The organism is Kribbella sp. NPDC020701, assembly GCF_055562215.1.
Genome location: NZ_JBVHFT010000020.1, coordinates 107,802 through 120,089 on the forward strand (window position 1 = coordinate 107,802; position 12,288 = coordinate 120,089).

16 protein-coding genes are annotated in these 12,288 nt (G+C 68.8%); 7 read left to right on the top strand and 9 right to left on the bottom strand.

All coding sequences use genetic code 11. The features are described from left to right. Positions 1–61: 61 nt before the first annotated feature. Entirely contained in the window at positions 62–433 is a 372-nt protein-coding gene (locus ACZ3HV_RS37080) for a cupin domain-containing protein (protein ID WP_465691490.1), read from the top strand. Between the two features lie 4 nt (positions 434–437). Here ACZ3HV_RS37080 and ACZ3HV_RS37085 read toward each other — a convergent pair whose 3' ends face one another. Next, positions 438–1,730 carry a glycoside hydrolase domain-containing protein gene (locus tag ACZ3HV_RS37085; protein ID WP_465691492.1) on the bottom strand — a complete coding sequence of 431 codons (1,293 nt, stop codon included), beginning with the start codon at positions 1,728–1,730 and terminating at the stop codon, positions 438–440. A 173-nt stretch (positions 1,731–1,903) separates the two neighbouring features. On the opposite strand from ACZ3HV_RS37085, the gene ACZ3HV_RS37090 reads away from it, so the two are divergent. Next, positions 1,904–2,377, top strand: a complete 474-nt coding sequence (locus tag ACZ3HV_RS37090; protein ID WP_465691494.1) for a GyrI-like domain-containing protein — start codon at positions 1,904–1,906, stop codon at positions 2,375–2,377. Continuing rightward, positions 2,378–3,433, top strand: coding sequence for an ArsR/SmtB family transcription factor (locus ACZ3HV_RS37095; RefSeq protein WP_465691495.1), 1,056 nt, complete (start codon positions 2,378–2,380; stop codon positions 3,431–3,433). A 155-nt stretch (positions 3,434–3,588) separates the two neighbouring features. Here ACZ3HV_RS37095 and ACZ3HV_RS37100 read toward each other — a convergent pair whose 3' ends face one another. Then, positions 3,589–3,975: a VOC family protein gene (locus tag ACZ3HV_RS37100; protein WP_465691497.1), complete on the bottom strand. Its 387-nt coding sequence runs from the start codon at positions 3,973–3,975 to the stop codon at positions 3,589–3,591. Between the two features lie 160 nt (positions 3,976–4,135). Here ACZ3HV_RS37100 and ACZ3HV_RS37105 point away from each other — a divergent pair, with 160 nt between their 5' ends. Beyond that, positions 4,136–5,368 (top strand): MFS transporter, encoded by a 1,233-nt coding sequence (locus ACZ3HV_RS37105; RefSeq protein ID WP_465691499.1) that lies wholly within the window; start codon positions 4,136–4,138, stop codon positions 5,366–5,368. Here the strand turns inward: ACZ3HV_RS37105 and ACZ3HV_RS37110 are convergent. Then, on the bottom strand, positions 5,365–5,562 hold the full coding sequence (locus ACZ3HV_RS37110) for a hypothetical protein (protein WP_465691501.1): 198 nt from the start codon (positions 5,560–5,562) through the stop codon (positions 5,365–5,367). The genes ACZ3HV_RS37105 and ACZ3HV_RS37110 overlap by 4 nt on opposite strands. Before the next feature lie 125 nt (positions 5,563–5,687). Between ACZ3HV_RS37110 and ACZ3HV_RS37115 the strand changes: the two genes are divergently transcribed. Beyond that, positions 5,688–6,182, top strand: a complete 495-nt coding sequence (locus ACZ3HV_RS37115) for a DUF1269 domain-containing protein (protein WP_465691503.1) — start codon at positions 5,688–5,690, stop codon at positions 6,180–6,182. A 26-nt stretch (positions 6,183–6,208) separates the two neighbouring features. On the opposite strand, the gene ACZ3HV_RS37120 is transcribed toward ACZ3HV_RS37115, so the two are convergent. Genes ACZ3HV_RS37120 through ACZ3HV_RS37130 form a run of 3 tightly spaced genes read right to left on the bottom strand, consistent with a single transcriptional unit; the run spans position 6,209 to position 8,544 of the window. Then, positions 6,209–7,012, bottom strand: coding sequence for a cation diffusion facilitator family transporter (locus ACZ3HV_RS37120; protein WP_465691505.1), 804 nt, complete (start codon positions 7,010–7,012; stop codon positions 6,209–6,211). Beyond that, positions 7,009–7,398 (bottom strand): ArsR/SmtB family transcription factor, encoded by a 390-nt coding sequence (locus ACZ3HV_RS37125; RefSeq protein WP_465691507.1) that lies wholly within the window; start codon positions 7,396–7,398, stop codon positions 7,009–7,011. The genes ACZ3HV_RS37120 and ACZ3HV_RS37125 overlap by 4 nt, the downstream gene beginning before the upstream one ends. 39 nt (positions 7,399–7,437) lie before the next feature. Continuing rightward, positions 7,438–8,544, bottom strand: coding sequence for an FAD-dependent oxidoreductase (locus ACZ3HV_RS37130; RefSeq protein ID WP_465691508.1), 1,107 nt, complete (start codon positions 8,542–8,544; stop codon positions 7,438–7,440). Here ACZ3HV_RS37130 and ACZ3HV_RS37135 point away from each other — a divergent pair. After that, positions 8,543–9,436 carry a LysR family transcriptional regulator gene (locus ACZ3HV_RS37135; protein WP_465691510.1) on the top strand — a complete coding sequence of 298 codons (894 nt, stop codon included), beginning with the start codon at positions 8,543–8,545 and terminating at the stop codon, positions 9,434–9,436. The two genes, ACZ3HV_RS37130 and ACZ3HV_RS37135, sit on opposite strands and share 2 nt — an antisense overlap. A 139-nt stretch (positions 9,437–9,575) precedes the next feature. After that, positions 9,576–10,340 carry a LacI family DNA-binding transcriptional regulator gene (locus tag ACZ3HV_RS37140; RefSeq protein WP_465691570.1) on the top strand — a complete coding sequence of 255 codons (765 nt, stop codon included), beginning with the start codon at positions 9,576–9,578 and terminating at the stop codon, positions 10,338–10,340. Here ACZ3HV_RS37140 and ACZ3HV_RS37145 read toward each other — a convergent pair. The 3 genes from ACZ3HV_RS37145 to ACZ3HV_RS37155 form a co-directional block, all read right to left on the bottom strand. Continuing rightward, positions 10,330–10,812, bottom strand: coding sequence for a 2,4'-dihydroxyacetophenone dioxygenase family protein (locus tag ACZ3HV_RS37145; protein ID WP_465691512.1), 483 nt, complete (start codon positions 10,810–10,812; stop codon positions 10,330–10,332). The two genes, ACZ3HV_RS37140 and ACZ3HV_RS37145, sit on opposite strands and share 11 nt — an antisense overlap. A gap of 11 nt (positions 10,813–10,823) precedes the next feature. Then, entirely contained in the window at positions 10,824–11,501 is a 678-nt protein-coding gene (locus ACZ3HV_RS37150; RefSeq protein WP_465691514.1) for an SDR family NAD(P)-dependent oxidoreductase, read from the bottom strand. Positions 11,502–11,625: 124 nt separating this feature from the next. Next, a complete protein-coding gene (locus ACZ3HV_RS37155; RefSeq protein WP_360377254.1) occupies positions 11,626–12,258 on the bottom strand; it encodes an MFS transporter in 633 nt (210 codons plus the stop codon). Between the last annotated feature and the right edge of the window lie 30 nt (positions 12,259–12,288).

The window sequence follows — 12,288 nt, forward strand, 5'->3', positions numbered from 1 at the left end:
AGGCGATGATAGTCAAGTTGGCTTGGTCAAGTCAGCTTGACTATTCGGAATGGGGGGAATCATGCAGGTCATTCGCGCGGCCGAGGCGCCGCGATTCCAGCTGCACGGCGTCGAGTTCACCGGACTGGCGGCGCCGAGCCGTGGGTCCGCCGGCCTCTGCACCTGGAAGCTCACCGTCGATCCCGGCCACGGCGGCGGTGAAGCGCACACGCTCGACCGGGACGAGGTGTTCATGGTGCTCACGGGCACGGTCCAGATCACCCCGGACGGCGACAAGCTCGGTGCCGGCGACGCGGTCGTCGTACCGGCCGGCGAGCCGATCTCGCTGACCAACCTGGGCTCTGGCACCGCCGAGCTGTACGTCGCCATCACGGCCGGCTTCACCGGCACGATGGCCGACGGGACGACGATCCAGCCGCCCTGGGCGCAATAGTCGGTCAGCAGCGCCGGATCGGTGGGGTGTAGGTCGTGTTGCTCGCCGTGGCGACGTAGTAGTCGGTGACCCAGCTTCCGTCGGACAGCCGGTTCCACACGCTGGTGGTGCCGACCTTCGTTCCCGCTCGCTGGCACGTCACCCACGCGAGTGAGCCGATCGGCAGCCGGCCTGGGTACGCCGCGAACGACGTGCCCGGGCCGTGCCGTCGGGTCAGGTTGTTGATGGTTGTCTGGAACGGGAGGCTGCAGCCCGGAATGGGTGGACTGTAGCCGGGCTTGTTCGGCGTCCTGACGAAGTAGTCCGTGACATAGGTCCCGTTGGTGAGCTGGTCCCAGACGGTGGTGTTGCCGAATTTCGGTCCGAAGGTCTGGCATGCGATCCGCACTGTCGCGTTCCTGGCGATAGTCGCCCGGACTGGGTAGGCCGTCGACGGGCCGCTATAGGCGTAGACACCGGTCCTGACGGTGTAGTTGTACCCGACCGACGCGACCGGTGCGTCGAAGCGGTCGTTGTCGATGTTGAGCGTCACTCCGCCATACGTCTCGGTGTGGTCGCCCCGGTACTGCTTGCCGCGCTGGCCGACCGCCCAGAAGGTGTTGGGGACGGTCGGCCACCCGGTCAGCGAGCTGCTGAGGTCCCAGCGGGCGATCCACAGTGCATCCGGTCGCGCGTACGACGTGGAGTTGTAAGCGGCGGACAGGTCCGGCGCACCCGAGTTCTGATGTCCGTAGACGCCGGACAGGTACGACAGCCGGTGCACCTCGCGAGTCCAGGCCGACAAGTAGTGCAGTACGGCGGAACGACAGGCGGCGTTGGTGTTGTCGTAGTGCTCCATGTCGTTGTAGATCGCACTGCCTGGCAGGAGTCCCAACGCCCTCGCCTTCGCGACCGCATCGGCTGCCTCGCGCACTGCCTGGCGGTTGGAGGAGGTCGCCGACATCTTCACCGCAGTGGCCCGGGTGCTGCACGGCGCCTGCAGTCCGAGGTAGATCGGGATGAGCCGCCAGCCCATCGCGGTGACGGCCGTAACCCAGCTCGGGGTGAGGCGTGGCTGTGCACAGCTCCGGTTCACTCCGCCCAGGTAGATGCCGATCGCCTTGTAGGGTGAGGCTTTCCACGCGGTCATTTGCGCGAGAGTGGGCGCCGTACACGTGTCGAATGCGAGTCCTGTGAACCTCGTGGCCGTCGTACCGGCCGGGTACGGCAGGGGAGTGATCGGCTCGGCCACAGCGGGTATGGACGGGCCTGCCACCAGTGTGGCAAGAGCAGCTACGACAATCTTCACCTTGACCATGGCGCCACCTCAGTTCTCAGTAGACGCTCAGTCGTCCACTGCGGCAAGACCCCTCAAGATCACCGCCGGCGGCCCCGCGGGACGGGCTGACTGAGGGGTGGCCGCGAGTACCAGGACACGTATGCGATCCAGTAGGCGTTAGGTTGAGGCCAACGCCGAGTTGGGAGGATCGCATGCCGGAGATCGTGGAAGTCGGAGAGCGCCCGTACGTGGCGCTGCGGAGCAAGGTCGCGATGGACGGGATCGCGGCGTTCGCGGACCGGATGCGCGAGGTGATCGACTGGCTCGCCGCGCGCGAGATCGCGCCGAACGACGCGCCGTTCTTCAAGTACGACGTCGTCGACATGGAAGCCGGGCTGGTGATGGAGATCGGCTTCCCGGTGGACGACCTGCACCACGGCGAGGGGGAGATCGTCACCGGCGTACTCCCGGCCGGCCGCTACGCGAGCGTGAACTACCACGGCCACCCCGACGGCCTCCTCAACGCCACCCGCGACCTGCTCGACTGGGCTGCCGCCGAGGGGCTGGAGTGGGACGCGCACGGCGACAACTGGACCGCCCGCCTGGAGATCTACAAATCCGATCCCCGCGAGGTCCCGGACATGGCCGACTGGGACACCGAGCTCCAGTTCAAGCTGAAGGACTAAGTGCCCACAGTTCTCGCGGGGCTGAGCCGGCTCGACCCCGAGCGGATCCGGCACGTCGCCTCACCGCTGATCGAGCTCGGGTGTGCGCTGCATGTGCTGGCCGAGCCCCGGCACCACGATCGGGTCGAATGGGCGGCCGCGGTCCGTCTGCCCGCCGTACTGCGCTCGGAGTTGGCGCAGTGGACCTGGACTGTGCGGGCTGTCCGCGCTCGGTTCTTCGCGACCAGTGGCGCGACCGGCGTGCCCTCGTGGGAGGACGAGCTTCGCGCACTGCGCTCGCGTTCGCCGGCCGAGTTGGCTGCTGAGCTGGTCCGGCCGTTGCGGGGTCGTCCGTTGAGCAGTCGGACCACGGACGCGGACGCCGTACTGCACTGGGCACGTAGCCGGGGTCGCGGTGTCGCTTCGCTGGTCGAGGCGTTGCTGACCGAGCCGGCCGAGCCGGTACGTCGGTTTGTCGAGCTGTTGGACGCTTGTTGGGTCGAGTGGTTTCGGGACGTGTGGGAGGAGTCGCGGGAGTCGCTGGCGGCGCGTGGGCGGCAGGACCGGGACCTGGCGGTGCGGGACGGGGTCGGGGCGATGCTGCGGTCGCTGGACGGGTCCGTCGCCGTACGCGATCCGGACAGCGTGGTGGTGCAGAAGGTGCAGAGCAAGCGCATCGAGCTGGCCTCGCGGTCGGTGTTGCTTGTGCCGAGCAACTTCATCGCACCGCATCTGTTCCTCGGCGAGATCCCAGGTGAGCCGCTCACGATCATCTATCCCGCGGGTGGTCGCGGGGCCGCCGTACCTACCGCGCAGCAGGTGCGCGCTCGGTTGGAGGCGCTCGCTGCTCCCGACCGCCTCCAGGTCTGCCGGGCAGTCGCCAGCGAACCTCGCACCGCCGGCGAGATCGCTGCTCTCTGGAGCCTTCACCCCACCCAGGTCACCCGCCATCTGCGCGCCCTCACCCGAGCCGGCCTCGTCACCGCCGAACGCCAAGGCCGCTTCGTCGCCTACCGCCTCGACGAGTCCGCCCTCACCACCCTCGGCACAGACCTCCTCACCCTCATCATGCGCTGAGCTGTCGAGGTCAGCTTCAGCCGGTTCTCGGGGGCTTGGACCGGGCGCGGTGGGCTCGAACAGGTTATTGCTTGTTCACATCCACCGTTCGCTGTTCAAGGCCCCGGCCGGTCGGGCACGTCCGCCGCGCCGGTCTGTCCGGTGGATCTGGCCGGTCAGTTGGCTGCAGGTACCCAGCAGAGGCAGAAAGGGTGGCCGGCCGGGTCGGCGTAGATCTGGATGCCGCGGGCGGCCGTGCGATCGTCGGAAGCTTTCAGCAGTCGAGCACCGAGACTGATCACTCGCTCATGTGCGGCGTCGTGGGCCTCGATGCCCTCGAAGTACAAGTCGAGGTGGATCTGCTGCGGTTCACCATCGGGCCAATCCGGTGGCACGTGGTTCGGGGCCGACTGGACGCCGAGCGCGTAGCCGCCATCGACCCAGATCGTGCGCCAACGGTCGCCCCACTTCTCGACGGTGCCGTCCAGGAACCCGGCCCAGAACGCGCACTCCGCATCGATGTCCGCAGCGTCGAACACAATCATCCGATGTTTGATCTCCATAACCGGCCAGTCTGGCAGCACCCGCAGGTGCCCGGTTGCACAGGCGGGTGGTGCGGCTGGTTGGCGGGATCCTGCGTGGGGAGCCCGTGCAAACCCATGTGGACTGACGGGATCTGTCAGTCCAACGGGGGAGCCGGGCGGGTGGGCGTTGGGTGAGGAGGTGACTGATTCTCTTCCGCCTGCTGTGCGCCGGTTGGTTCTGGCGACCTTGGTCAACACGCTCGGAAACGGTGTCTATGCGGCCGTCGCCGCGCTCTACCTGACCAGGGCCGCGGGGCTCTCGATCGGGCACGTCGGTATCGGTCTCACGGTCGCCGGCCTGATCGGACTGGTGTCGAGCACGCCGCTCGGTGTCGTCGCCGATCGGCTCGGGCCCAACCGCGCGTACGTCGGGTTCCTCATCTTGCAGGCGATCACGATGAGTGCGCTGACGCAGGTCCGTTCCTTCATTCCGTACGTCGTGGTCGCGGGCATCACCGCGATCGCGGACTCGGGTCAGCGGGGTGCCAAGGGGGCGCTGATCGCTGCGCTGTCTCCGGCGGACCAACGGGTGCGGACCCGGGCGATCCTCCGGGTGACCACCAACATCGGCATGGGTGCGGGCATGGCGCTGGCCGGGATCGTGCTGGCGGTCGACCGGCGGGAGGTCTACGTCATCGCGCTGCTCGCGAACGCGGCGACGTACCTGGTCACGGCCACGTTGGTGCGCTTCGGCCTGCCCGCGGTGGAAAAGGTGCCCTCGGCAACCGGTCCGGCTGCGTCGACCGCGTTGAAGGACCGGCCGTTCCTCGTGTTCGTCGCGCTGGACGGCGTACTGAGCATGCACAACGCGATGGCCCAGATCGCGATCCCGCTGTGGGTGGCGACCGCGACGGACGCGCCGCGGTGGCTGATCTCGGTGCTGCTGGTGATCAACTCCGTCGCCGTGATCCTGCTCCAGATCCGCGTCGCCCGGGGGACCGAGAGTCTTCCCGGTGCCGCCCGCGCCGGCCACCGTGCCGGCCTGTTGCTGGCGGCTGCCTGTGCTGTCCTGGCTCTCACCGACGTGACGTCCGGTGCGATCACCATCTGCCTGCTGATCGCGGCCGCTCTCGTCCACGTCGTCGGCGAGATGCTGCAGTCCGCCGGTGGCTGGGGGATCAGCTTCGAGCTGGCCCCACCCGGCGCCCAAGGCCAGTACCAAGGCGCCTACGCCATGGGGCACCAGGTCGGCGACCTCATCGCCCCGCTCATTCTCACCACCATCGCCGTCAGCTGGGGCTGGCCCGGATGGTTGCTCACAGCCACCATCTTCCTTGCCGCCGGCACCCTCCTCCCCATCGCCGTCCGCCGGCACCCCTACTGGCCCCAACCGCCCAGCCTCCAACCGGAAGCCGACCAGGTCCCGGCCTAGCGCGCAGGCGGTGGCCGGGACCAGAACACGCCGACCTCCGTGTCAGACCAGCGGTCGGCGTCACCGCGAGCTGTAGAACCGCTCAGCATGACAGCGTCGACGGCTGCGGAGGCGGCATACGCGTCGAGCACGGGCCGTACGGCCGCCCGCCGCCAGGTGGCCGCCTGCGTTGGATCCGGTCGGCGATCATCCATCCCCGCAGTAGAGCACAGGCGTCGGGGCATGATCGATCGAGCGGCGTCACCCGCCCAGGGTGAGGTGATTGTGGTGTCCTGGCGGAAAGCTGGCGAGCACAGGTGCAGGCCAGGGGAGGCGCAGGATGGCGACACTCACGGCGTGGAAGTTCGAGACCTGGAATGCGGCCAATGAGGCGATCGGTACGTTGGACGGGTTGGCCAAGCAGGGGGTGATCACCGTGCATGACGCCGCATCGGTGACGTGGCAGCCCGAGGCCAGAAGGCCGAAGACCCGGCAGTTGCACCACTTGGCCAAGAGAGGTGCGCTCGGCGGCATGTTCTGGGGAATGCTCTTCGGGATGATCTTCCTGATTCCGTTCGTCGGTGCTGCCGTCGGGGCCGCGTCAGGTGCGGTGGCGGGTTCGCTGCGCGACGCCGGGATCGATGACGACTTCATCAAGGCTGCCCGCGATCAGATCACCCCCGGTACCTCGGCGCTGTTCCTGCTGTCGAGCGATGCGGTGCTGGACAAGGTGAAGGCGACGTTCGAGGCGACCGGTTTGAGCAAGCCACAGCTCATCCAGTCGAACCTGTCGGACGAGCAGGAGGCTGTCCTCCGCGAGATGTTCGCCGGCTAGCAATCTGCGGGAGCGGCCGCGCGAGGTCAGCAGCAGCCGTCAGTGCAGCCGTCGCCGCAACTGCATGCCGGGCTGTCCTCGCCGTGCGTGCCGGCGATCGGTGAGCAACAGCCTTCGCCGCGCCAGGCTTCGACGCCTTCTCTGATCGCGACCCCGGCGATGATGAGGCCGGCGATCGGGTCGGCCCAGCCCCAGCCAAGGGTTGCGTTCAGCACCAGGCCGACCAGGAGCACGGCGGACAGGTAGGTGCAGAGCAGCGTTTGGGTGGAGTCGGCGACCACCGCGTTGGAGCCGAGGGCTTTGCCGGTACGGCGCTGGGCCCACGAGAGGAACGGCATGACGATCAGCGAAGCGATCGCCAGTCCGATGCCGACCGGGGACGTGTCCGGATCGGTGCCGGTGATCAGGGTCCGGATGGACTCGAAGCCGACGTACGCGGCGAGGGCGAAGAACGAGAAGGCGAGCAGCCGCAGTGCCTGCTTCTCCCGGGTCTCGGGCAGGCGGTGGCGGAACTGCCACAAGATGATCAGGCCGCTGGAGACCTCGACGACGGAGTCGAGACCGAAGCCGACGAGCGCGACGGATCCGGCGACCAGGCCGGCGCTGACCGCGACGACGGCCTCGATCACGTTATAGGTCACCGAGGTGGCCGCCAGCAGCTGTGCGCGGCGGCTCAGTTTGCGACGCTGCTCCGGGTCCGTGGTCCAGGTGCTCACGGCTGGGCTGACATCCAGCGACAGCTCCCGCCGACCGCCGGGCGCGGGAGAGATGTCCAGCGACAGCTCCCGGCGACCGTCCGCCGTCGGTGCGGCGTCGTGCTGGTGCGTCACGACGCTGCCTCCTTCGTGCGCTGGGCGGCCTCGCCGTAGTTCGGGCAGAGCGCCACCGCGTCACCGGTCAGCCCGAGCAGTCGCTCGGCCGCGGACAGCAGCTCGAGCGTGGCCTCAGGATGCGTGAGGCTGAACAGCGACGCCCGCCCCTGCGGCCGGGACTCGACCAGCCCGCAGTCCCGGAGGCAAGCCAGGTGCTTCGACACTGTCGACTGCGCAAGCCCGAGGTGTTCCGTCAGGTCGACCACCCGATGCTCGCCCAGCGCCAGATGACGCACGATCGCCAACCGCGAAGCGTCCCCGAACCCACTGAACAAACAAGCCGCAACAGACAAGGCCCCCGCCTCGTCAACCAGGTCAACCCCAATCGGTGCTTTCATCGCCATCCAGCGATGTTAACGACAATCGACGCTGGATGGAAGTGCTCAGGCGGCGAGGGGCTTCAGGAGGTTGCGGAGGGAGCGGGCGGCGGTGAAGCCGGCTCGGTTGGCGCCTATGGTGCTGGCGGAGGGGCCGTAGCCGACCAGGTGGATGCGGGGATCGAGGACGGTGGCGGTGCCGTTCATGCGGATGCCGCCGGAGGGTTCGCGGAGGTGGAGGGGTGCGAGGTGGGCCAGGTCGGCGCGGAAACCGGTGGCCCAGAGGATCGCGTCGACGTGCTCCGCATGTCCGTCGGACCACTCGACGCCGTCGGGGGTGATGCGAGTGAACATCGGGAGCCGGGTGTAGACACCGCGCTCCAAAGCAGCCTGCTCCTGCGAGCGCAGGTGCAAGCCGGTCACGCTCACTACGCTCCGCGGCGGCAGACCCGCGCGTACGCGTTCCTCGACCTTCGCGACCACCTGCCGGCCGTACTCCGGGTTGAAGTCCTCACCCGTCCGCCACTCCGGCTCCCGCCGAGTCACCCAGGTGGTTGACGCCACCTCGGTGATCTCCGCCAGCAACTGCACGGCTGACGCGCCACCCCCGACCACCAGCACATGCTGACCCGCGAACTCGGCAGCTCCGCGGTAGTCCGCCGTGTGCAACTGCCGCCCGCGGAAACTCTCGATCCCCGGATACCAAGGAATGAACGGCCGGTTCCACGTCCCGGTCGCGTTCACCAGCGCCTCTGCGCGGTAGGTATCGCCGTCCGTCCGCACCTCGAACCCGCCATCCACCGCGTGCACGCTGGACACCACAACCGGTCGCAGCACCGGCAAATCGAAACGCTTCTCGTAGTCCGCGAAGTACGACGGTACGAACGCATTCGCTCGCTGGGAGTCTGTGCTGGGCGGCACCGGCACCCCCGGCAGGTTCGCGATCCCGTGGACGTCGTGCATGGTCAGCGAGTCCCACCGATGCTGCCACGCCCCGCCCGGTGCCGGGTTCCGATCCAGTACGACGACCTCGTCGTACGGCGTGAATCCCAGCCGCACCAGGTGGTACGCCGCCGACAACCCGGCCTGGCCGGCGCCGATCACCACTACTTCGAGCACACCAGACCCAACATCCGGGCCGCCGCTGCTCTTCCCGGCTAGCGTGAGCGGCATGGATCTCACCGCGGCGTACGGCTTCCGGATGGACTGGATCGTCAGTTTCGTCGCCGTCGCCCGCCACGGCGGCTTCTCCGCGGCCGGCAAGGCGGTCTTCCGCGGCCAGTCCCGGATCAGCGAGCACGTCGCCGAGCTCGAGAAGGCCCTCGGCGTCCAGCTCTTCGACCGTACTGTGCACCCGGCTGCCCTGACACCGGAGGGACGCGCGCTGCTGCCGCACGCCGAGGAGATCCTGAACCGCCTCGGCGACCTGTCCGCGGCACGCGGTCACGTCCGGTTCGGCGCGTACCCGAGTGCCGCGGCCTGGCTGTTCCCCCGGGTCGCGCAGCGCGTACCCGCCGACGTCCGGCTGCACCTGGTCGAAGGCCCGAGCATCGACCTCGAAGGCGCGCTCGGCCGCGGTGAGGTCGACCTCGCGATCCGGCCGGTGCATCCGCTGGTGGCCTCGGAGTCGCTGGAACACGCGATCCTCTGGACCGAGCCGCTGGTCGCGGTGTTCCCGGACGGCCACCCGCTGGCCGCGGCACAAGAGGTCAGCCTGGGGGAGCTGGCCGAGCTCCCGCTGATCTCGATCGGCGAGACCTCGGGGGCACGCCAATTCGAGTCACACCTGGCTTTCGCCTCCGCCGGGTTCAGCCCGGAGAGTGTCTTCCGCACCAATCAGCCCCAGACCCTGCTCTCGCTGGTCCGCCACGGCCTGGGTACGGGCGTCACCAACGCACTCGCGGTCACCACCGCCAACCTCACCGGCGTACGCCTGGTCCCGATCAGCGACTCGCACGTCGAGCGGCAGGTGGCCCTCTTCGTCCACCGCGACCGCCCGCGTACGCCGGCCCTGGACCAGGTCATCACCGCGGTCCGCGCGGTACCACCACCGACCTGGCCCTAGAGCGAGGCCCCGCACAGCTCGAGGCAACGAGTCAGCAAGGCGTCTTGCAAGGCACGATCGTAAGCCTGCGGATTCACCTCGATCGCCTTGCGGTCCTGGAAGAACGTGCCGGTGACGAGCGCCGCCGGCTCGTCCGCGACTGTTCGAGGACCCGAACTTCAGCGTGCTGCTGCGGTCCTGCACGCAAGCCCTGGCCGAGCAGGACATCAGCCTGGTGCTGATGCTGGAGTCCAGCGACGACGAGCGGGACCGGATCCTGCGGTACGTCCGCGGCGAGCACGTCGACGGCGTCCTGCTGATCTCGTCCCACTCCGGCGACCCGCTGATCGCCGAGCTCGCCAAGAGCGGCGTGCCGGCCGTTGCGTGTGGCAAGCCGCTCGCACCCGGCGACGTCCTCCCGTACGTCGCGGCCGACGACCGCGAGGGTGCCCGGCAGATGACGCGCTACCTGGTCGAGCAGGGACACAAGCGGATCGGGATGATCAGCGCGCCGCAGATCGCCGGGGGACAGGAGCGGCTGCAGGGGTACCAGGACGTACTCGGGCGGAAGGCGCTCAAGCGGCTGGTAGCCCCGGTGACCGACTACAGCCAGGAGGCCGGCCGCCAGGCGATGGAGCAGTTGCTCAAGGCAAACCCGGACCTGGTCGCCGCGTCCGACCTGCTCGCCTCCGGGGCATTGGTGGAGCTACGCCGGGCCGGTCGCCGGGTGCCGGAGGAGGTGGCCGTCGGCGGGTTCGACGACTCCCGGATCGCCCGGGAGTCGGATCCCCCGCTGACCACGATCCGGCAGCCGCTCGAGCTGGTCGCCCGCGAGATGGTCGAGGTGCTGCTGCACCGGATCGAGGGTGACGACGTGGCTCCCCGGATCCTGCCGACCGAGCTCGTCGTCCGGGCTAGCGGATGAACTGGTCCACGTAGTCGGCTCCGAGGCCGTTGGCGCTGTAGTGGTCGCGGCAGAGCTGGATCTTGGTGAAGGTGTCCTCGTACCCGATCTGGTTGCCCGCGTCGTCGACGTAGATCATCGCGCCGGAGATGTTGAAGAACGTGATCATCTCGGTGCAGTCCTCCGGCACCCGCAGTGTGTGGATCTCACCCGGCGGCTCGTACACGAACGACCCGGTCTCCGCGACCCACTCGTGCTCGTCGTACTGCCACTTGCCCTTGATCACGTAGCCGAACACCGCGCTCGGGTGCCGGTGCCGCGACACGATGCCGGACCGGGTGACCTTGAGCAGGTTGCACCACTGACCGGTGATCGTGTTCAGCATCAACGGCCGGAACCAGACGTCCGGCGCCTGCTGCACCCACAGCCGGTCGTCGTCGGGCACTGCCGGTACGGCGATCTCCGCGGATACACCTGCTGAAACCGGGATCATCGACTGCTCCTTCACATGCTCTGGTAGCCGCCGTCCACGGGCAGGACGGCGCCGGTGACGAACCCCGCGTCCGGCCCGGCGAGGAAGGCGATCGCTCCGGCGACTTCGTCGGGCGTGCCCCAGCGGGCCATCGGCGTACGGGACAGGATCCGGTCGGCGGCGACCGGATCGGCTTGTAACGCGGCGGTCAGGTCGGTGGCGATCCAGCCGGGCGCGACCGCGTTCACCCGGATCCCGTCCGCCGCCCAGGCGACCGCGAGCGACTTGGTCAGCTGGACGATCCCGCCCTTGCTGGCGCTGTACGCCGGTACGAGCGGACCACCGAAGTAGCTCAGCATCGACGCGACGTTGACGACGCAGCCCCGGCTCGCGGCGAGCAGCTCGTGGGCCGCCTCGGCCGCGCGCATCGCGCCGGTGAGGTTGATCTCGACCACTTCACGGAACACTTCCGGCCGGTGCTCGTCGCCGCGCCGGATGATGCCGGCCGTGTTCACGAGGACGTCGAGCCGGTCGAGGTCACTGATCAGCTCCTCGAGTGCGCCAGGCTCACGGAGGTCGAGCTCGACCTCTTTGGGTCCGGCGCCGAGGCCTGCCGCGACGACGTGCAGGCCGTCGGCGGTGAGGCGCCGTACCGTGGCCGCGCCGATCCCACTGGTGCCTCCGACGACGAGCGCGGTGCGGGCTGACATGCCCGGAATCCTGCTCGGCCGGGGCGACCCGCACAAGGAAGACCCGGACGGCGGATGGGAGCTATCCGCCGTCCGGGTGTGGCTTTCAGCCGGGGTTTCGCTTTCGGTCCGGGTTTGCTTTAGGTCAGTCGACGCTGCGGTCGATGCGGCGGTGATACCGCTGGCCGGTCTTACCGCCGATCAGCGCGGCGAGCAGCGTCACCACGACGGCCGCGGCGAGCGCGACCAGTCCGCCGGTGGTCAGCGTGTGGTCCGCGATCGGCACCGACGGCAGGTCGACCCGGTCCAGTACGTCGTACTGCGAACCGGCCAGTGCGGCGATGCCCGCGACGACGACTGTCACGATGACGCCGATCAGCCAGACGCCGAAGCCCTGCCGCGCACCGTCGAAGCGAGCCAGCCGGCCGGCGACGTACCCGCCGTTGTAGTAGGCGATCGCCAGGATCACGATCAGGACCGCGCCGGACGCGACGCCGATCGTGCCCGCGTCGCCCTTGGCCGCTGTCCAGTCGATCGCGGTCGCGTAATCGACGGCTGCCGCGATCGCGCCCGCGATCCCGGTCAGCAGCGCGATCAGGCCGATCGCGACGAGCCAGCCGAAGAACGCGGAACCGCCCTTGAAGCCCCGGTACGCCGGATCCACCTCGGTGGCAGCCGACGTCCGGACATCCGCGCGGTGCAGCGGCTGTGTGTCTTCGTACTGAGTGTCTTTGTGAAGGTCCCGTGTCTCGGTGTCCTCACGGTGTAACTGGACCATGATTCGGTTCTCCTCGCAGACAGGCCCCGT

Excerpts from the sequence above, each read along its gene's own strand:
- ACZ3HV_RS37130 (WP_465691508.1), bottom strand. The coding sequence starts at position 8,544 with ATGCCGCTCACGCTAGCCGGGAAGAGCAGCGGCGGCCCGGATGTTGGG.
- ACZ3HV_RS37110 (WP_465691501.1), bottom strand. The coding sequence starts at position 5,562 with ATGGATGATCGCCGACCGGATCCAACGCAGGCGGCCACCTGGCGGCGG.
- ACZ3HV_RS37125 (WP_465691507.1), bottom strand. The coding sequence starts at position 7,398 with ATGGCGATGAAAGCACCGATTGGGGTTGACCTGGTTGACGAGGCGGGG.
- ACZ3HV_RS37155 (WP_360377254.1), bottom strand. The coding sequence starts at position 12,258 with ATGGTCCAGTTACACCGTGAGGACACCGAGACACGGGACCTTCACAAA.
- ACZ3HV_RS37115 (WP_465691503.1), top strand. The coding sequence starts at position 5,688 with ATGGCGACACTCACGGCGTGGAAGTTCGAGACCTGGAATGCGGCCAAT.
- ACZ3HV_RS37145 (WP_465691512.1), bottom strand. The coding sequence starts at position 10,812 with ATGATCCCGGTTTCAGCAGGTGTATCCGCGGAGATCGCCGTACCGGCA.
- ACZ3HV_RS37080 (WP_465691490.1), top strand. The coding sequence starts at position 62 with ATGCAGGTCATTCGCGCGGCCGAGGCGCCGCGATTCCAGCTGCACGGC.
- ACZ3HV_RS37100 (WP_465691497.1), bottom strand. The coding sequence starts at position 3,975 with ATGGAGATCAAACATCGGATGATTGTGTTCGACGCTGCGGACATCGAT.
- ACZ3HV_RS37085 (WP_465691492.1), bottom strand. The coding sequence starts at position 1,730 with ATGGTCAAGGTGAAGATTGTCGTAGCTGCTCTTGCCACACTGGTGGCA.
- ACZ3HV_RS37090 (WP_465691494.1), top strand. The coding sequence starts at position 1,904 with ATGCCGGAGATCGTGGAAGTCGGAGAGCGCCCGTACGTGGCGCTGCGG.
- ACZ3HV_RS37135 (WP_465691510.1), top strand. The coding sequence starts at position 8,543 with ATGGATCTCACCGCGGCGTACGGCTTCCGGATGGACTGGATCGTCAGT.
- ACZ3HV_RS37150 (WP_465691514.1), bottom strand. The coding sequence starts at position 11,501 with ATGTCAGCCCGCACCGCGCTCGTCGTCGGAGGCACCAGTGGGATCGGC.